Annotated in this window: 17 protein-coding genes; 6 read left to right on the top strand and 11 right to left on the bottom strand. The window is 67.7% G+C overall.

The window, feature by feature from the left end; all coding sequences use genetic code 11:
• The first annotated feature begins 5 nt into the window (after positions 1-5).
• The 6 genes from QQS14_RS08945 to QQS14_RS08970 all read left to right on the top strand — a co-directional run bounded on the left by QQS14_RS08945 (position 6) and on the right by QQS14_RS08970 (position 6,482).
• The gene (locus QQS14_RS08945) at positions 6-1,691 is read left to right on the top strand and encodes an FG-GAP-like repeat-containing protein (protein ID WP_285906638.1); all 1,686 of its coding nucleotides are present in this window, start codon (positions 6-8) and stop codon (positions 1,689-1,691) included.
• A gap of 172 nt (positions 1,692-1,863) precedes the next feature.
• Positions 1,864-2,457, top strand: a complete 594-nt coding sequence (locus QQS14_RS08950; protein WP_285906639.1) for a TetR/AcrR family transcriptional regulator — start codon at positions 1,864-1,866, stop codon at positions 2,455-2,457.
• A gap of 54 nt (positions 2,458-2,511) precedes the next feature.
• Positions 2,512-3,522 carry a TRAP transporter substrate-binding protein gene (locus QQS14_RS08955; RefSeq protein WP_285906640.1) on the top strand — a complete coding sequence of 337 codons (1,011 nt, stop codon included), beginning with the start codon at positions 2,512-2,514 and terminating at the stop codon, positions 3,520-3,522.
• Positions 3,523-3,616: 94 nt separating this feature from the next.
• Positions 3,617-4,618 carry a TRAP transporter substrate-binding protein gene (locus QQS14_RS08960; protein ID WP_285906641.1) on the top strand — a complete coding sequence of 334 codons (1,002 nt, stop codon included), beginning with the start codon at positions 3,617-3,619 and terminating at the stop codon, positions 4,616-4,618.
• 60 nt (positions 4,619-4,678) lie between these two features.
• Positions 4,679-5,167, top strand: coding sequence for a TRAP transporter small permease (locus QQS14_RS08965; protein WP_285906642.1), 489 nt, complete (start codon positions 4,679-4,681; stop codon positions 5,165-5,167).
• 1 nt (position 5,168) lies between these two features.
• Entirely contained in the window at positions 5,169-6,482 is a 1,314-nt protein-coding gene (locus QQS14_RS08970; protein WP_285906643.1) for a TRAP transporter large permease, read from the top strand.
• Between the two features lie 113 nt (positions 6,483-6,595).
• Here QQS14_RS08970 and ald read toward each other — a convergent pair whose 3' ends face one another.
• From ald to cpaB, 11 genes are all read right to left on the bottom strand, one after another.
• On the bottom strand, positions 6,596-7,699 hold the full coding sequence (ald, locus tag QQS14_RS08975; protein WP_285906644.1) for an alanine dehydrogenase: 1,104 nt from the start codon (positions 7,697-7,699) through the stop codon (positions 6,596-6,598).
• 43 nt (positions 7,700-7,742) lie between these two features.
• Positions 7,743-8,255, bottom strand: a complete 513-nt coding sequence (locus tag QQS14_RS08980) for an Lrp/AsnC family transcriptional regulator (RefSeq protein ID WP_285906645.1) — start codon at positions 8,253-8,255, stop codon at positions 7,743-7,745.
• A gap of 147 nt (positions 8,256-8,402) precedes the next feature.
• Complete coding sequence (locus QQS14_RS08985) at positions 8,403-10,724, bottom strand: hybrid sensor histidine kinase/response regulator (protein ID WP_345782793.1); 2,322 nt, start codon at positions 10,722-10,724, stop codon at positions 8,403-8,405.
• A gap of 16 nt (positions 10,725-10,740) precedes the next feature.
• Positions 10,741-12,099, bottom strand: a complete 1,359-nt coding sequence (locus tag QQS14_RS08990; RefSeq protein WP_285906646.1) for an SPOR domain-containing protein — start codon at positions 12,097-12,099, stop codon at positions 10,741-10,743.
• A gap of 49 nt (positions 12,100-12,148) precedes the next feature.
• Complete coding sequence (locus QQS14_RS08995) at positions 12,149-13,117, bottom strand: type II secretion system F family protein (RefSeq protein WP_285906647.1); 969 nt, start codon at positions 13,115-13,117, stop codon at positions 12,149-12,151.
• 12 nt (positions 13,118-13,129) lie between these two features.
• A complete protein-coding gene (locus tag QQS14_RS09000; RefSeq protein ID WP_285906648.1) occupies positions 13,130-14,104 on the bottom strand; it encodes a type II secretion system F family protein in 975 nt (324 codons plus the stop codon).
• A complete protein-coding gene (locus QQS14_RS09005; protein ID WP_285906649.1) occupies positions 14,101-15,507 on the bottom strand; it encodes a TadA family conjugal transfer-associated ATPase in 1,407 nt (468 codons plus the stop codon). Before QQS14_RS09005 ends, QQS14_RS09000 begins: the two co-directional genes overlap by 4 nt.
• Positions 15,504-16,730, bottom strand: a complete 1,227-nt coding sequence (locus QQS14_RS09010; RefSeq protein ID WP_285906650.1) for a CpaE/TadZ family protein — start codon at positions 16,728-16,730, stop codon at positions 15,504-15,506. Before QQS14_RS09010 ends, QQS14_RS09005 begins: the two co-directional genes overlap by 4 nt.
• A 16-nt stretch (positions 16,731-16,746) precedes the next feature.
• Positions 16,747-17,025, bottom strand: a complete 279-nt coding sequence (locus QQS14_RS09015; protein ID WP_285906651.1) for a hypothetical protein — start codon at positions 17,023-17,025, stop codon at positions 16,747-16,749.
• 8 nt (positions 17,026-17,033) lie between these two features.
• On the bottom strand, positions 17,034-18,452 hold the full coding sequence (locus QQS14_RS09020) for a type II and III secretion system protein family protein (RefSeq protein ID WP_285906652.1): 1,419 nt from the start codon (positions 18,450-18,452) through the stop codon (positions 17,034-17,036).
• A gap of 9 nt (positions 18,453-18,461) precedes the next feature.
• On the bottom strand, positions 18,462-19,283 hold the full coding sequence (gene cpaB, locus QQS14_RS09025) for a Flp pilus assembly protein CpaB (protein WP_285906653.1): 822 nt from the start codon (positions 19,281-19,283) through the stop codon (positions 18,462-18,464).
• Positions 19,284-19,297: the final 14 nt, after the last annotated feature.

Raw genomic sequence — 19,297 nt, forward strand, 5'->3', positions numbered from 1 at the left:
ATGTTTTGACAGACGGCAACCAGCATCCTGGCGCCGACCCGGCCGAAGGGGAGCGCGCGCCCGCAGGCACGTCCCCCGGCCTGCCCGACCCTGGCGGGTCGGACTACTTTTCCCGCTCGAACGGACCAGACTTCTGGGTGGAGCCGGCAGGCCCCGGCACCATGGCCGACATCACCCTGCCTGCGCACCTCACCCCCACGGCCATGGCCGCAGGCGACCTGACCGGCGATGGGCGGGCGGAACTGGTGGTCGGCCACAGTTCCGGCCTGACCATCCTGCGCCACGACGGCGGCTGGTCGGCCGAGAGCGTGCGTCTGCGCCTGGACGCCCCCCAGGCCATTGCCGTGGCCGACGTGGACGGCGACGGCCACGCGGACATCGTCCTGCGCACCGGCACAGAGCTTGTGCTGCTCAAGGGGCACATGGGCAGCTTCGGCGTCCACGTCCTGAGTTGGCCCAACCTGGGCAACAGCCCGGTCCTGGCCGTGGGCAGCTTCAACATCACCACCCCCACCCTGGAAATCCTGACCCTCAACGCCAACACGGGCGCGCTGGGCATCATCGCCCACGACGGCACATCCTGGCAGGCGTTCAGGACGGTCTACGAAACCCACGCCGTCACCGTGCACGTGCAGGACTTCAACAACGACGGCCGAAGCAACGTGTATGTCGAGGACATCAACGGCCGCCAGACCTGGCTCATCAGCGACGGCAGCGGCAATTTCTCGCCCCAGCCGGTTATCCCGGCCATGGAGCTCACCCCCGGGGACAAGAGCGGCCCGAGCTTCAACACAGTCCAGTCCGTGGGCGGCGAAACCCAGGGCACATCCACAGACTCCGGCAACAGGGGCGTATCGCAACCCGCCGCAGACACCAACGGCAAAGAAACCTCTGCGGCCTTCGACCCCCTGGCCGAGCCGGATGAGGACAGCTTCCTTGCCCTTCACGACGCGGCGCTTCCCACGGTGGACGCCTCGGCCAGCCTCGCTGGCGTGCGCTTCGACCTGCGCGAGACCGGGGGCGTCAACGGCGTGGGCTCGGCCTTCGGCGACCACATCACTGGCGACGACCAGGCCAATGTTCTCTTCGGCGGCCACGGCAACGACTGGATCGATGGCGGCGCGGGTGACGATACCCTCATCGGCGGGCCGGGCAACGACTGGCTCATCGGCGGCGCAGGCAACGACCTGCTCCTGGGCGGCGACGGCGACGACGTGCTCTTCGGCGACCAGGGCGACGACCGGCTCTTTGGCGGCCAAGGCAACGACATCCTCTTTGGCGGCAGCGGCAACGACACCCTGGTGGGCGGCGCAGGCAACGACATCCTGCTGGGCGGCGACGGCAACGACCTGCTCTACGGCGGCGAGGGCCAGGACATCCTGGTGGGCGGGCCCGGCAGCGACACCTTCCACTACCAGTCCCCCACCGAGGGCGGTGACATCATCGCCGACTTCACCCCGGGCGAGGACAAACTCTCCTTTGCCTTCGGCGCCCATGCCCTGCGCATGGCCGGCGATCCCCTGATCAAAACCGCCGGGGAAGCCTTTGTCTGGGAGGCCACCGACCCGTCATCGGGTCGGCTCCTTTACGACCCGGACACCTCGGTGGCAGGCGATGAGATCCTCCTGGCCGAAATGACCCTGACCGACCCGGACGCAACCCTGACTGTGGACGACATCATCCTGACCTGACCGACTGGCATGGCCGCCCCCGGCCCGGGCGGACATATCCGGCCGCGCTCCGGTCCAAACCACCCGCCCTTCCTTGACAGTTTCGTCGCCCCGTGCTAGCTGTGACGACGAAAAATGACCGTAGGTCATTTTCTGACCAACGGTCACACAACGCGGCAGGACAGGAATCGCCATGGCCAAGAAGCAGCAGGAAAAATCCCGGCAGACCATGCAGGAGTTGATGGACTCGGCCTTTTTCCTGTTCGGGTCCAAGGGATTCGTCCAGACCTCTGTGGCCGAGATCACCGAGCACGCGGGCTATGCCAAGGGCAGCTTCTACCGCCACTGGAACAGCAAGGACGAGCTGTTCCTGCTCATCGTGGAGCAGAAGTTCCGCCACTACCGGGCCGAGCGCAACGGCCGGGTGGACCGGGCCACGAGCCTTGAAGAGGTCATGAACATCATCTGGGATTTCCTGGAGTCCATCCTCGACGATGAGAACTGGTCCTCCATATTCCTCGAGTTCACGGTCTACTCGGCGCGCAACGACGTACTCAGGCAGCGCATGAACAAGTCCGGCTACCGGCTCTCCAACGCCATCTTCGCCGATCTGGTGCGCGACCACATCGTGACAGACTACCCGCCCGAGAAGATCGGCGCGCTGAACACGGCCCTGTTCGAGGGATTCCTCATCCACCGCGCCCTGGGCACCCGGCTGCTCAGCGTCAAGGATGTTCGCGACTCGGCCATCGCCATGGCCCTTGGGCTCGGCACCCGGCAAGGCTGAAACCGGCGGGCGCGCGCCCGGCCGGACCAACCATATCAACCAGCGAGACACGCCATGAAAAAAACGCTCCTGACCCTGACCGCTACCCTTGCCCTGACCCTGATCACGGCCGCCACCGCCCTGGCCGGACCCGTCAGACTGACCTACTCCAACTTCTTCCCGCCCACCCACGTCCAGTCGCAACTGGCCGAGGAGTGGTGCCGCGAGGTGGAAAAGCGCACCGGCGGCGCCGTGGTCATCGACTACTTCCCGGGAGGCACCCTGACCCCGGCCCAGCAGACCTACGACGGCGTGGTCGAGGGCATCGCGGATATCGGACTCTCCTGCCTCGCCTACTCGCGCGGCCGGTTCCCGGTCATGGCCGCGCTGGACCTGCCCATGGGCTACACCACGGCGGCCCAGGCCACGGCAGCGGCCAACGCGGTCTATGCCAGGTTCACCCCGGCCGAACTGGCCGACGTGGCCCCCATGTATTTCCACGCCCACGGCCCGGGCCTGCTCTTCACCACCCCGCGCCCGGTGGCCACCCTCGAAGACCTCAAGGGGCTCAAGATCCGCTCCACCGGCAACTCGGCCCAGCTGGTCGAGGCCCTGGGCGGCACCCCGGTGGCCCAGTCCATGCCCACCTGCTACCAGTCGCTGCAAAAGGGCGTGGTGGACGGCTCCATGCACCCCCTGGAATCGAACAAGGGATGGAAGCTGGCCGAAGTGGTCAAATTCGGCACCGAAACCTTTCCCGTGGCCTACACCACCACCTTCTTCGTGGTCATGAACAAAACCAAGTGGCAGCGCCTGGACGAGAAGACCCGCGCCATCATCAGCGAGATCAACGCCGAGTGGGCCGTGCGCCACGGCGCGGCCTGGGACGAGGCCGACGAGGAGGGCAAGAGCTACTTCCTCGAAAAGGGCGGCAGCTTCGTGGCTCTGGACGAGACCGAGGCCGCGCGCTGGGTCACGGCCGCCGAGCCGGTCATCGCCTCCTACGAGAAGGCCGCTGCCGAACGCGGCCTGGACGGCCCGGGCGTGGTCGCCTTCCTCAGGGCGGCCATGGACGAGGCGAAGTAGCACACCGCGCGACAACGCCCATGGCGGCGGGTCGGCGTTCACATACACGGAGGGCCAAGGCCCTCCCCGGATCAATGCAACCCCGGAGACTCCGATGAAAAAAATGTTTCTGTCGCTCGTTGCCCTGGCCGTGTTCTGTACGGCCCTGCCCGGCCCGGCCTCGGCCGATGCCGTCAGGCTGACCTATTCCAACTTCTTCCCGCCCGCCAACCACCAGTCGCAGCTGGCCGAGGCGTGGTGCCGCGAGGTGGAGCAGCGCACCGGCGGCAAGGTGGTCATCAACTACTACCCCGGCGGCACCCTGACCCAGGCCCAGCAGACCTACGACGCCGTGGTCGAGGGCATCGCGGATATCGGGCTCTCCTGCCTCGCCTACACGCGCGGCCGGTTCCCGGTCATGGCCGCAGTGGACCTGCCCCTGGGCTACAAGACCGCGGCCCAGGCCACCAACACGGCCAACGCCGTGTACGAGCACTTCAAGCCCGAGGAGCTGGCCGACGTGGAAGTGATGTACTTCAACGGCCACGGCCCAGGCCTGCTCTTCACCACCAGCAAGCCCGTGTCCACCCTTGCGGACATGAAGGGACAGAAGATCCGCTCCACCGGCAACTCGGCCCAGCTGGTCAAGGCCCTGGGCGGCACCCCGGTGGCCAAGCCCATGCCCGAGAACTACCAGCTGCTCCAAAAAGGCGTGGTGGACGGCTCCATGCACCCCATCGAGTCCAACCTCTCCTTCAAGCTTGGCGAGGTCTGCAAGTTCGGCACCGACAGTTTCGACGTGGCCTACACCACGGTCTTCTTCATCGTCATGAACAAGGCCAAGTGGGCGGCCATCGACGCCGAGTCCCAGGCCGCCATCCGCGAGATCAACGCCGAGTGGGCCGACAAGCACGCCAAGGCGTGGGACGAGGCGGACATTGAGGGCCGCCGCTACCTCATCGACCAGGGCGGGACCATCATCGAGCTGTCCCCCGAGGAGTCGGCCCGCTGGGTCGAGGCGTCGCGCCCGGTCATCGACGGCTACATCACGGAAACCGACGCGCGCGGACTCGACGGCGCGGCCATCATCGAGTACACCCGCTCTACCCTGCAATAGCCAACCATTGCGGCCGGACGGCTTTGCCCGTCCGGCCGCCAACGCGAGGATTCCCGTCTCATGGAAGAATTGAAGAAAGGTCCCCTCGACCGCATGGAGTGGGCCATGCGTACCATCGCCGCCGTCTGCCTCTTTTCCATGGCGCTGCTCACCGGAACAGACGTGCTCATGCGCGGCGTCTGGAACACGCCCATCTTCGGCTGCGAGGAGATCGTCTCCATCCTGGGCATCGTGGTGGTCGGGTTCGCCCTGCCCTATGCCCACCAGCAGAAAAGCCACATCGGCGTGGAAATCTTCGTGCGCCGCCTGCCGCGCCGCACCCGCCGCGCGGTCAAGTTGATCACCACCACGGCCACCCTGGCCCTGGTGGCCATCGTGGCCTGGCGCATGTACCTGTATGCGCACACCCAGTCCCAGTCGGGCGAGGTCTCCATGAACCTGGAGCTGCCCGAGTACATGATCATCTACGTGCTCGCCTTCGGCTTCCTGGTCTACGCCCTGTTCCTGGCCCGGGACATAGTCCGCTTCTTCAAGGGCAGGGAGGACTAACATGGACCCGACCATGGCCGGAATCATCGGCATCGTCGTAATGGTCTTCCTGTTCATGACGCGCATGCCCGTGGCCTTTGTCATGATGCTCGTCGGCTTTGTGGGCTTCTCCTTGCTCACATCCTGGCGGGGCGGACTAAACCTCATGTCGCGCAACATATACGACGCCTTTGCCTCATACGAATTGTCCACCATTCCCCTGTTCATCCTCATGGGGCAGATCGCCTTCAACTGCGGCATCTCGAAAAGGCTCTACAACACGGCCTACCACTTCCTGGGCAGCACCCGGGGCGGGCTGGCCATGGCCACGGTCTCGGCCTGCACCGCCTTTGGCGCGGTCTGCGGCTCCAGCCCGGCCACGGCGGCCACCATGTCCACCGTGGGCATCCCGGAGATGAAGCGATACGGCTACGCCAACTCCCTGGCCACGGCCTCGGTGGCCTCGGGCGGCGGGCTGGGTATGATCATGCCGCCCAGCGTGGTGCTAATCATCTACGGCGTGCTCACCGAGCAGTCCATCGGTGCCCTCTTCGTCTCGGGCATCTTCCCGGCCTTTCTGCTCACGGCCCTGTTCGTGGGGGCCATCGCCATCCAGTGCCGGATCAACCCGGCCCTTGGCCCCAAGGGCGAGTCCTTCCCCTGGTCCGCCAAGCTCAAGTCCCTGGCCGGACTCATCGACACCCTGATCATCTTCGCCCTGGTCATCGGCGGGCTGTTCCGGGGCTGGTTCACGCCCACCGAGGCCGCGTCCATCGGCGTGCTCGGCGTCCTGGCCCTGGCCGTGATCAAGCGCCAGCTCTCCTGGGGGGCCTTTGTCAACTCGCTGCACGAGACCCTGCGAACCTCGTGCATGGTCATGGTGCTCATCGCGGGCGCGGTGGTCTTCGGCAAGTTTCTGGCCGTCACGCGCATCCCCTTTGACATCGCCAGCTGGGTCTCGTCCTTTGACATGCCCCACTTCGCCATCATGGCGGCCATCATCCTCATCTACTTCATCGGCGGCTGCTTCATGGACTCCCTGGCCCTGATCATGCTGACCATCCCGGTCTTCTTCCCGGTGGTCACCAGCATGGGCTACGACCCCATCTGGTTCGGCATCATCATCGTCCTGGTCACCGAGATGGGCGTCATCACCCCGCCGGTGGGCATCAACGTCTACGTGGTCTACGGCATGTGCCAGAAAATCGCGCCCAGCGTGACCCTGGAGCAGGTCTTCCGGGGCATCGTACCCTTCATGCTGGCCATCATCGTGGGCATCGCCCTGCTCTTCGTCTTCCCGCAGATCATCCTCTACCTGCCGGGCCTCATGTACTGACCCGGCCCGCCAACGACAAAGAAGCCCCGCGCATTCCGGCAAACCGGAATACGCGGGGCTCTACACTTTGGGACGCGGCGACTGGCCGGACGCCGCGTCCCCGGGGAATCTCTCTACAGCACGTCTGACGGGGCCACGGCGTCGATGCCCAGAGCCTGACCCACGGCCGGGCAGGTCAGCGTGCCCTTGTGGGTGTTCAGGCCCAGGGCCAGCCCGGGGTCCTTCCTGAGGGCGTCCATGCCGTCGCGGGCGATGCGCATGGCATAGGGCAGGGTCTGGTTGACCAGGGCAAAGGTGGAGGTGCGGGGCACCGCGCCGGGCATGTTGGCCACGCCGTAGTGGACCACGCCGTCCACGGTGTAGACCGGGTCGTCATGGGTGGTGGCCTTGATGGTCTCCACGCAGCCGCCCTGGTCCACGGCCACGTCCACGATGACCGAGCCCTCCTTCATGGTGGGCAGCATCTCGCGGGTGACCAGCTTGGGGGCCTTGGCCCCGGGCACGAGGACCGCGCCGATGACCAGATCCGCGCCGCGCACTGCGGCCCGGATGTTGGGCTCGGTGGAGGCCATGGTGGTCAGGCGGCCCTGGAAGATGTCGTCGAGGTACTGCAACCGGCGATGGGAAAGGTCGAGGATGGTCACCTGCGCGCCCATGCCCACGGCGATGCGGGCCGCGTTGGTGCCGACCACGCCGCCGCCGATGACCACCACCGAGGCCGGAGCCACGCCGGGCACGCCGCCCAGCAGCATGCCGCGCCCGCCCTGGTTCTTCTCAAGATAGTGCGCGCCCACCTGGGTGGCCATGCGTCCGGCCACCTCGCTCATGGGGGTGAGCAGCGGCAGGGAGCCGTCGGGCAGGGTCACGGTCTCGTAGGCAATGCCCGTGGTGCCCGCCTTGAGCAGGGCGTGGGTCAGGGATTCGGCTGCGGCCAGATGCAGGTAGGTGAAGAGAATGAGGTCGTCGCGCAGGTAGCCGAACTCGGACTCCAGCGGCTCCTTGACCTTGATGACCATCTGCGCGCCCCAGGCCTCGGCCGCAGCGACCAGCTTGGCTCCGGCGCTGACGTATTCCTCGTCGCTCAGGCCGCTGCCCAGGCCCGCGCCAGCCTCCACCAGCAAGGTGTGCCCCTGGCGCACCAGGGTCTCCACTGCGCCCGGCGTCATGGCAACGCGATTTTCCAGTGTTTTGATTTCCTTGGGAATGCCGATGATCATGACGGGCTCCTTGGTGTTAAAAAAATCGTCCGCACACGGCGGGTTATGCGTTGAACTCTTTGACCACGGCCTCGGGCAGAAAGAGCCACTTGCGCCGCGATTTCATGACCACGAAGGACTCGCTGGAGTTGACCCCACCCACCTTGGAGAGGTCCTGGTCCAGAAAGTCATAAAGGTCTCCGATGTCCTCGGAGCAGACGATCTCCACGATGATGTCGTAGCGGCCCGTGACCACGGCGCACCAGTTGACGCGCGGCAGGGAGCCGATCTGGGCCAGCTTCTCGTCCAGCTGCTCGTGACTGTGCAGGGAGATGCCCACCAGGGCCACGGTCAGCCCACGCGCCTTCATGGGGTCGATGAGTCCGGCGATGCGGAGCACGCCAGCGGCCATGAGATTCTTCAGGCGCGAGCGCACCGTGGGCGCGGTCACGCCCATCTCCTCGGCCACCTTGCCGGGTGAGAGCTGTCCGTCAGCGGTCAGGGCCGCCACCAGCTTCCTGTCATGGGGGTCGAGGGGATGTTTCACCTTGGTCCTCTCCGGGCTGCCTTCTTTCATTCTGAAATTCTCGTTGGGTATTTTTTATCGAAAGGATAAATTCATTGTCAACTTGTTTTTGATTTGGAAGCCGCCCCACCCCATCAGCGCAGCAGAAGGCACAGGCCCGCCCGCACGGGCGATCCCCTTGCCGACGCGGGCGGCCCGTTATTTTCTGACGAGGAGCCGGCTGATGCTGCCGATGAGGTCGTGCTTGAGGATGGGCTTCATGATGAAGTCGCCGATGCCGATGTCGCGCAGCCGGTCGTAGGAGACCGCGTCCGAGAAGCCGGTGCACAGGATGATGGGCATGTCCGGGCGGATCTTGAGGATCTCGCGGGCCAGCTCCATGCCGGTCATGTTGGGCATGGTCTGGTCGGTGATGACCAGGTCGAAATCTGCCGCCCGGTGCCGGAAGGCCTCCAGCGCCTCGATGCTCGACGTGCGCGCCACCACCTCGAAACCGCAGGATTCGAGCATCTCGCGGCCGATGTCCGTGAGCGGCTTCTCGTCGTCCACGAAGAGAATGCGGCCATCGCGGAAGACCAGCTCGGCCGTGGCCTCGGCAGTGGGCCGCTCGGCCACGGAGATGCGGGGCAGGAAGACATGGAAGGCCGCGCCCCGGCCCGGGGCGTTCTCAAGCTCCAGGTGGCCGTCGTGCCGCCTGACGATGCCGTGGACCATGGCCAGCCCCATGCCCGTGCCCTCGCCCTGAGGCTTGGTGGTGAAGAAGGGGTCGAAGATGCGGCCCACCACATCCGGGTCGATGCCCGGGCCGGTGTCGGCCACGCTCAGGCGCACGAACCGCTCCGGGCGGCCCAGCTCGGCGGGCGGCCGCACCGGGTCGGCCTCGCGTCCGTCGGCCAGGGTCACGGTCAGGGTGCCGCCGCCCTCGCGCATGGCGTGGGCCGCGTTGCCGCAGAGGTTGAGCATGATCTGGTGCATCTGGGTGGGGTCGGCCAGCACGCTGTCCTGGTCGGTCTCGATGCGCGAGATGATCTCCACGTTGGCGGGCACGCTGGAGCGCAGCAGCTTAAGCGCCTCCTTGATCAGCGGGGCCAGGGTGATGGGGTGGCGCTCCTGGGGCCCCTGGCGCGAGAAATTGAGAATCTGGTTGACCAGATCGCGGGCGCGTCTGCCCGCCCGGGAGACCTCGCCGATGCGCCGCTCAAGGCCCGAGCCGGACTCGGCCCCGCTCTCGATGATCTCCGCATAGCCAAGGATGACGCCCAGGATGTTGTTGAAGTCGTGGGCGATGCCCCCGGCCAGGGTGCCCAGCGCCTCCATCTTCTGCGACTGGCGCAGCTGCTCTTCCAGCCGCTTGGACTCGGTGATGTCGAAGATGGAACCGCGCAGCTCCTGGGTCTCGCCCTCCTCGTCGCACACGGCGTCGAGGTTGACGATCAGGTGCCGGGCCAGGCCCCCGTGCCGCACCACCACCGCGTGGTTGGACAGGCGCGCCTCATCGCCCAGCAGGTCGCGCAGGGACTCGGCCGCGCCCATGGACTCCCAGAGGTCGTGGATGTTCACCCCGTGGGCCTCGGCGGGCGAGCCGAACCCGAAGAGCGCGGCAAAGGCGATGTTGCATTCGAGGATCTGGCCGTCGCGGTCAGCGGCCACGTTGGCGGTGATGTCTTTTTCAAAGAGCAGCCGGTAGCGCTGCTCGCTGGCCCGAAGCTGGCGCAGCACCACGGCGCGCTTGGAGATGTCCAGGCGCAGCCTGCGGTTGGCGGCGTTGAGCTCCGAGGTGCGCGCCTCCACCTTGCTGGCCAGGGTCTCGTTGAGGTCGCGCAGCCGGTTCTCTGCGTCCCACTTGGCGCACAGGGACATGGCCACCTGCTTGAGCTCGGGCGAGCGGAAAGGCTTCTGGATGTAGAGGAGCTTTTCGGGCGGGGTGACGCGCTTGTTGATCTCCTTGAGGGGCACGTCGACCCGCGAGGAAAGGAGGACTATCTCCATGTCCGGGTCCAGGGCGCGGATGCGCTCTGCCAGCAGCAGCCCGGCCAGGGGCGGCACCTGCGCCGCGCCCACCGGCTCCAGGTGCATTTCGATCAGGGCCACCGAAAAGGGATGCCCCTGCTCCACGGCCCGGGTGGCCTCGCTCCAGGCCGCCTCGGCCGTCAGGCACGGGACCACCTCCAGCACCGGCCTGCGCGCCTCGGCCTCCACCTCCTCGCGCGACGGCAGCCGGACATGGTCGCCAAAGAGCGCCTCCAGCTCCGACGGCTCCTCGCTCTCATAGCACAGGACGTCGCGGTAGAAGGTGAGCATGTCCTCGGCGTGGTCCACGGCGAGGACGCGGTATCGGCGTCCGGTCTCGGCTGCCAAGGCGTGCCCTCCGGCGCAGCCCGGCCCTGCGGACCGGGTACGCCTGTTTTCCAGAACATACTGAAACGCCCGGGAAAAGGAAAGGGCGGGACCGGGCACGATCTCCCGCCGCCCGCCCCGCCCATTGCGTTCATTGCCGCCGGGAATCATGCCCGGCTTCACGTCCCTTTCCGGCCGGTCACAGGCGCTCGCCTTGGGCCGAGGGAATCGCCCGCTCGTAGACCGTGGCCCGCTCAAGGTCGAGGGCGGCCAGCACGTCGGGCCGGTCGGCCTGGGCCTCGGCCACGGAAGCGTAGCTCCCCACCAGCACACGGAACCAGACGCCCTTGTCGCCCAGATCGATCCGGTTGACCCACGGCTCGTACCCCTTCTGGCGCAGCGTGGCGCAGTGGGCAAAGGCGTCGTCGTGATCCCGCCACGAGCTGACGTGCAGCCCGTAGGTCTTTATGTCGTCCCCGAGACCTTGCTCCGTGCCGCTGGCACTGGCAGGGACATGCGCGATGGTGCGCACATCCCCCCGCAGAGACGGGCCTGCGGCGGCGGGTGTTGCCGCAGGCCCGTGGGGGGGCTGCCCGGCGTCGGGGAAAGACGCCTTGGGCAGCGGGTTCGGGGTGGAACCATCCATGGAACGCGCGGCGGCCGACTTGCGGAAACGGGCGGCAAGCCTGGCGCGGTTGAGATTTTCGGCGGCCATGACGTAGTAGCTGGGGGCCAGCTCCACGGCCCGCTCGAAATAGGGCACGGCCTTTTCCGGCTGATCGTCGGTCAGCAGCACATAGCCCAGGTTGTTGTTGGCCCGGGCGTCGCCGCCCGCATACTTGAAGGACTCCAGGGCCTCGTCCAGCCTGTCGAGCCGGACCAGGGCCAGGCCCAGGTTGTTGTAGGTGCGGGCCGAGACGGACCCGGCCTTGAGGGCGCGGCGCAGCGCGTCCACGGCCAGGCCGTATTCCCCGCGCGCGATGTGGACCACGCCGAGGTTGTTGTATATCTCGGCCGCGCCCTCGCCCTGGTGCAGGTCCAGGGCGGCCGTGTAGTGGGCTGCGGCCCGGTCATGGTCCCCGGCCCGGTCGTTGAGGATGCCAAGATAGCTGTTGGCCTTCCACAGCAGGGGATCGAGGCGCACGGCCTTTTCCAGGTGCGTGCGCGCCTCGTCATACAGCCCGGCCCTGAAATAGACCGCCCCGGCAGCGCCGTTGGCCCCGGCGTGATCCGGGTCGCGCGAGAGCACTTCGAGGTATTCGGCCAGGGCCTGCTCATCGAGCCCCTTGGCCACCAGCAGGTCGGCCTTCTTGACCCGTGCGGCCAGGGCGTCCGGGTCAAGGGCGATGGCCTTGTTGTAGTGCATGAAGGCCATCTCGGGCTTGTCGCGGCGCAGATAGCCATCGCCCACCTGCTCGTGCTGGGCCGGGGTCAGGGTGATGGGCCCCTCCTCGCCGTAGGCGAACTCCTTGAACGACTGGTCGCGCTTGGACGCCGCGCATCCGCCGAGGATCAGCCCGGCCAGCAGCAGCGTCATGATGACGATGTGACTCTTCATGCCGTGTCTCCTTTTTGCCCGCCTGTTGACCATCTTCGGCCCTGGTCCGTCACATCTCGATCCGTGCGAACACGTCGATGAACAGGATGACGGCCGGGCCCATGATGGCCACGAACAGGGCGGGCAGTATGAATCCCACCAGCGGCAGCAGGAGCAGCACGGGCAGCTTTGCAGCCCGCTCCTCGGCCCGCTGCGACCGCTTGGTGCGCATGGCGTCCGAGTACACCCGCAGGGTGCGCCCGACGCTGATGCCGAAAATATCCGCCTGGACCAGCAGCGAGGTCAGGCTGTTCAGGTCGTCGAGCCCCACCCGGTCGGCCAGCGCCCGGAGCGCGTCGCCGCGCCCCTTGCCCGCCCGCAGCTCCAGGGTCAGCAGCTTGAGTTCCGCGCTGATGACCGGGCCGGAGGTGCGCGTTTCAAGGCAGACCCGGTCCAGGGCCTGGTCAAGCCCCATGCCGGACTCCACGCAGACCACCAGCAGGTCCAGGGCGTCCGGCAGCTCGTTGGCCACGGCCAGTTGCCGCTTGCGGATGCGCCGCCTGATCCACAGCTCGGGGCCGTAGACACCCAGGGCGGCCAAGCCCACGGCCACGAAACAGGTCAGGGCCACGGACATCTCCACCAGCCCGAGGAGGCGCGCCCCCAGGAACAGGGCGGGCAGACCGAGGGCCAGAACCGCCTTGGTCCCCTGAAATATTGTCACTGCGCCGGAGGAGCGCAGCCCGGCCTGGACGAGGGCCCGGCGCACCCGGTTGGCCTCGTCCGCGTCCCGGGGTGCCACTCTGGAGCCCAGCCCCTCGAAGAATCCCCGCACAGCCCGGCGCAGATCGCCGGACAGGGATCGCCCCCTGCCCGCCGAGACCGACCCGTCCGGGGCCGACCTGTCCGGGGCCATCTGCTCGCGCAGCCGCGCCGCCTGGCCCGCGCCGCCCAGGTAGGCGACCACGCCCAGCCCGGCCACCAGCACGGTGGCAAAGGCGAGCCCAGCGGCGATGAGGGGGATGAGCGCGCTGTCCATGGTCTCCGTCCTCTATACCTTGATGTTGACCATGCGGCGCATGATGACGATGCCGATGATCATTGAGGCCACCGCGCCCCAGGCCATGGAGCGCCCAAGCTCGTTGGTCCACAGCAGGCTGATGTAGCCCGGGTTGATGAAATAGAGCACGCCCGCGATGAAGAAGGGCAGGGCCGAGAGGAGCAGGGCCGAGATGCGTCCCTCGGCCGAGAGCACCCGGACCTTGCCGAAGAGGACGAAGCGCTCGCGCACCAGCCGGGCGATGTTGCCCACGATCTCGGCCAGGTTGCCGCCGGTTTCGCGCTGGATGTTGACCGAGACCACGAAGAACTTGAGGTCTTCCACGTCCACCCGGGCCTGGAGGTTGGCCAGGGCGCGGTCCACGTCCAGGCCGTAGTTGATCTCGTCGATGGTCTTGCCGAACTCGCTGCCGATGGGGTCCGCGAACTCGCCCGAGACCATGCGCATGGCCCCGCCAAAGGTGTGGCCGGACTTGAGGGCGCGGCTCATGAGGTCCAGCGCCTCGGGCAGCTGCGTCTGGAAGCGGCCCATGCGCCGGGCCTTGCGTCGGCGCAGATACCAGAGCGGTAGGGAGCCGAGCAGCCAGGCCAGGACCATGCCCACCCACAGCCGGTCGCCCAGAGCGAGGCCCGCGTAGGCCCCCATGAGGCCGAGCAGGCCGCAGGCGAGCAGGTACACGCCCGCCGTGCCCCGGGCATCGGCCTGGGCGATGGTCCGCCTGAGGTTGGCGGCAAGCCGGACGTTGGCGAGCATCCGGTTGAGCCAGGGCATGGCGCTCATGTCGGCGCGCCTGCGCAGCAGATCGAGGCTCGCGGCCTCGCTGCCGGTCATGGCAAAGCGGTGCAGGCGACGCTGGGCCCGCTCGCGGGCGGCGTCCCGGCCCGAGCGCAGCAGCGAGACCACGCCCGTGACCAGCAGAAAGACGATGAATCCGCCGCCAAGGGCCACCAGCAGCGACACGGTCATGACCGCCTCCCGGCCCCGGTCTTGTCCAGAGGCGAGACGTCAAACATATCCCGGGGCAGCGGGCGGCCCATGCGCTCCAGCTTGGTTGCGAACCTGGGGCGGATGCCCCGGGCGGTGAAGTGGCCCTCCACCCTGCCCTCGGCGGTGACTCCGGTCTGCTCGTAGGCGAATATCTCCTGCATGGTGATCATCTCGCCCTCCATGCCCGTGACCTCCTGGATGGAGACCACCTTCCTGCTGCCGTCCACCAGCCGGGTGGCCTGGATGATCACGTCGATGGCCGAGGAGATATAACGCTTCATGGACAGGGGCCCGAGGTTGAGCCCGGCCATGGAGACCATGGTCTCAAGGCGCATGAGGGCGTCGCGCGGGGTGTTGGCGTGGACCGTGGTCAGGGAGCCGTCGTGACCGGTGTTCATGGCCTGGAGCATGTCCAGGGCCTCTGAGGCGCGCACCTCGCCCACGATGATGCGGTCGGGCCGCATGCGCAGGCAGTTCTTGACCAGTTCACGCTGGGTGATCTCGCCGCGCCCCTCGATGTTGGCCGGGCGGGTCTCCAGCCGGACCACATGGTCCTGCTTGAGCTGGAGTTCGGCCGCGTCCTCGATGGTGACGATGCGCTCGTCCTCGGGGATGCTGCGAGACAGGCAGTTGAGCAGCGTGGTCTTGCCCGAGCCGGTGCCGCCGGAGATGACCACGTTGAGCCGCGCCCTGACGATGCCGTCCATGACCTGGGCCATGGCCTCGGTCAGGGAGTCAAAGGCGATGAGGTCCGACGTCTCCAGCGGGTCCTTGGAAAACTTGCGGATGGACAGGGACGGGCCGTCGATGGCCAGGGGCGGGATGATGGCGTTGACCCGCGAGCCGTCGAGCAGGCGCGCGTCCACCAGGGGCTGCGACTCGTCGATGCGCCGCCCCACCAGGGAGACGATGCGGTCGATGATCTTGCGCAGGTGGTCGTCGTCCTTGAACCTGGCCGGGGTCAGCTCCAGCTTGCCCGAGCGTTCCACATAGATCCGGCGGTAGCCGTTGACCAGGATGTCGTTGACCGTGGGGTCCTTGATGTAGGGTTCCAGCGGCCCCAGGCCGATGACCTCGTCCTGGACCTCGGCCAGCATCCGCTTGCGCTCGGCCAGGTTGAGGGGCGCGTTCTGGAACTCCTCCCAGAGCAGTCCCTCGGCCACCCGGGCCACCTCGGCGCGCATGTCGACCTCGCTCAGGGTGTCCAGGAGCGAGAGGTCTATCATGTCGATGAGCCGGTCGTGGATGCGCGTCTTGATCTCGAAGTAATGGTCGGCCATGTCCACGCGGGCGGGCCGGGGCGCGCCGTGGGCCGAGCCCTTGGTCGCCGTGGGGCCAGCGGCTCTGGCGGACTTGCCGCCCAGCAGGGCTGCCAGGCTCATGACGCCACCTCGGCCACGTCAGTGCGCCTTGTCCCGCCCGAACGGTTCGCCAGCCCTGACGGAGCCGGGGTGCGCCGCCTGCCGAAGAGCGAGCCCAGGAACGAGGCGCGCTGCGGCTCGGCGGCCGGGCGATGATCCAGTTCGGCCGCCAGGCCTTCGATGGCCCGCGAGGCGGGCGAGCGGGGGAAGGCAGCCACCAGGGGCGTGCCCTGGTTCAGGGCGGACAGGGCCGAGGCGAAATCGTCGGGCACCACCCAGGCGATGTCGCGGCCCAGGGCCTCGGCCGCCTCAATGACCCCGATGGTCGCGTCGCGGGGCACGCGCAGGGCCGCCAGCCGCAGCCGGTCGTCCAAGCCGTGCTGCCGGACGCCCTCCAGCACCCGGGCCGCACTGGCCAGGCAGGGCAGGGTCAGGTGCAGGGGCACGCACAAGTCGTCGGCCCGCTCCAGTTCGACGGGCATCGCGCCCGCCAGATGGGCGGCATCGGGCCAGGCCGAGTCCACGACCACGAAATCATAGTCATGCCGCGCCTGCTCCAGGATCATGCCCAGGGACGCCTCGTCGGGCCGCTCGCCGTGATCCGGCCCGGGCAGCACGGCCAGCCCGGAGCCGTGTTCGGCCACCACGGTGCGCAGGTAGGTGGCGTCCAGCCGGGAGATGTCCTCCATCAGGTGGCCCCATGTATACTCGTGCTTCAGGTCCAGAAAGAACGGGATTTCGCCCACCGGGCGGCGCAGGTCCAGGAGCAGGGTCCGGCCCGGGGCGCGGCGGTTGAGGCACCAGGCCAGGCTGGTGGCCAGGGTGGACCCGCCGAGCCCGGGCTTGCACCCGGCCACGGTGACGATGCGGCCGCCCTCGCCCGTTTCGCCGCCCGCGTCCCTCCGCATGACCGTGCGCATGACCGCGGCCCGGAACTCTTCCTCGTCCACCGGAAAGGACAGAAACTCGCGGATGCCGCTGCGCATGGCCCGGATGAGCAGATCAGAGTCAGCGGCCCGGCCGGTCAGATACACATCCTCCACCCGGCCCGATTCCAGGGCCTGGATGATCTGGGGCAGGTCCTCGTCCACGCCCTCGCCCGGCTCGTACACGAGCACGCCGGCCTCGTCCGCTTCCGGGTCGGCCAGCCGCACCAGATAGCTGGCGGCCACCATGCGCTCGATGCGCCTGCGCTCCTCGCGGTCTGTCACGGCCAGCGTGACGGGCATGATCCTGTTGCTCATGGCTCCCCCCGGACCGTCATCGGCCCTGGATGATGATTTCCGACACGCTCTGCCCGCTGTTCGGTTCGGTGCGCGGCCCTTGCTGATAGGTGGCCCCCACCTCGGCGGCGTAGCGGCCGTCAAGGCCCGTCACGGGCGCGTCTGTCCCGGCGCCGGGGTTGAGTATCTGCTGGGCCACGGCCTGATGCACCGAGCTGCCAAAGGGCGCGGTGGACTCCTCGTGCCGGACCAGGGCCCCGCACCCCATCTGGAGCATGATGCCGATGATGGCCAAATAGACTGGGATATTGCGCATGATGCCTCCTATCGCGGCCAGGCGTGGCCGAAGTCGCCGTCAAAGCCCGAGGTGGGCCGGACCACTGTGTCCGAGTTGGTGCGCCTCTGCGCCCCGGCCACGGCGGCCGCGCCGGTTCCCTGCCCTTCGAGCAGGCCGAGCATGTAGAATTCGTAGTCCGAGGGTTCCTTGAAGCCGTCGCCGGGCAGTGTCTGGCGGGCCATGTCCAGGGGCTTGACCAGATGGGCGGTGACGATGATCACCAGCTCGGTCTTGTTCTTCTGGTAGTCCGAGCTGCGAAAGAGCGTGCCCAGCACCGGGATGTCGCCCAGTACCGGAAAGCGGTGGTTGTTTTCCTTGAGGGACTCGCTGATGAGCCCGGCGATGGCGAAGCTCTGTCCATCGGCCAGATCGACCACGGTGGACGCCTTGCGCGTGGCGATGGCCGGGATCTCGTAGCCCTGGTAGCGCAGGGCGTTGGTGTAGTCGAGTTCCGAGACCTCGGGGCTGACGTGCAGGTTGATGGACCCGGAGCTGAGGACCGTGGGCGTGAACTCAAGGCCCACGCCAAAGGGCTTGAACTCGATGCTGACCGTGCCCAGCGCCCCGGGCTTGGGAATGGGCACCTCGCCGCCCACCAGGAAGGCCGCGGACTCGCCGGACACACAGGTCAGGTTCGGCTCGGCCAGCAGCCGAGCCAGGCCGTGGGCCTTGAGGGCGTCGAGCATGCCCACCACGCTGGTGGAGCCGCTGTTGTACTGGACCACGCTGTTGATCTTGTCGGTCAGCTCGATGACGCTGGACCCGGTATTGCCCAGGCTGGTCAGGCTGTTGAGGAAGGAATAGACCGTGAAATTGCTGAAGGTGGCGGCCAGGTTGACGCCCATGCGCTTGAGCGCGGTGCGGCTCATCTCGGCCACGCGCACTTCGAGCATGACCTGCTGCACGCCGTCCACGCGCAGGAGGTTGACCACCTTGCCCGGGGCCTCGGCCTCGGCCAGGGAGAGGACCGAGGTCAGGTCGCCGGTGTTGGAGACCGAGCCGGACAGGGTAATGGACTCGCCGGAGGAGAGCACGCGCACCGAGCGCTCGCGCGGCAGGATCTCGTGGATCATCCTCTTGAGCCGGGTTATGTCCGGGGTGATGACCAGGTCGTACACGCCGCTGACCCGGCCGCCGGACCACAGAGTCAGGGTGGTGGTGCCCAACTGCTTGCCGGTGATGTATATCTGGGTGGGCGAGAGGACCACCACCGAGGCGGTCTCGGGCTGGGCCAGCGAAACGCGGCTCACGGGCGCGGCCGTGCTCAGGATGGTGGACTTGGAGACCACGAGGCTGATGACAGCCGGGGCCTCGGTGTCGAGAACCTCCACCTGGGCTGCGACCGGCATGACGGACACGGCCAGGAGCAGGATCGGGACGAGGATGCGGAAAATGCGGGCAATCATGGCGGTCTCCTAGAACTTCAGCGTCCGGGTTTCGCCGCCGGTGATGACCTCCACCGCGACCTGATTGCGCCGCGCCGGGGCGGGCTTGGGGGCCGGACGCAGGGCGGCCAGGGCCTTGTTCACGGTCACGCCGTCGGTGAGTACATTTTCCTCGTCAGCCGCGTTACGCAGGGCGAAATTCAGGGTTCCCTGGGTGGCGGCCAGGGCCAGGCGCTCGCTCTCCTCGGGCGTCAGCTCCAGGGTGTAGACATCCACCGAGGCCACGGCCCCGTCAGCGTCGGGCGCCTGGAGCTGGGTGCCGGTGGCCAGCACCTTGACCCGCTCCAGCACCAGCTTGGTCACGGGCTCGTCGTTGTTGCCACGCCCCTGGACCAGAGAGACGATGACGTCCACGCGGTCGCCGGGCCGGACGAATCCGGACAGTCCCATGACCGCGTTGCCCTTGACCGACATGGCCCGCTTGCCCGGCTCGATGAGGGCGCTCACGCCGCCGCCAACCACCGAGGCATCGGCCAGCTTGGCCTCGGTCACGGCCTCGTTGGCCCCCACGGCCACGCCGAGCACGCGCCCGGCCACCTCGCCCGGCGAGCCAAAGGCCCCGGCGGGCATGGAATCCGGCGTGAAGCCGCGCGTTTCGAGCATGGCGGCCGTCAGGCGCACCCCGGGGCGCAGATCGGATACGGCCACCACCACGGGCACGGTCACGGCCTTGGGCGCGACCATGGGCTGCCGGGCCACGCTGCTGGTCCACATGAAGATGAGTACCCCGGTGCCCAGGGCCATGATCAGGGCGATGCCGATCTGAATGAGTGCGCGGGCTGATCTGCTCATGGTGTTCTCCCCCT

Origin of the sequence: Pseudodesulfovibrio pelocollis, assembly GCF_030282845.1 — a bacterium.
GTDB lineage: Bacteria > Desulfobacterota > Desulfovibrionia > Desulfovibrionales > Desulfovibrionaceae > Pseudodesulfovibrio > Pseudodesulfovibrio pelocollis.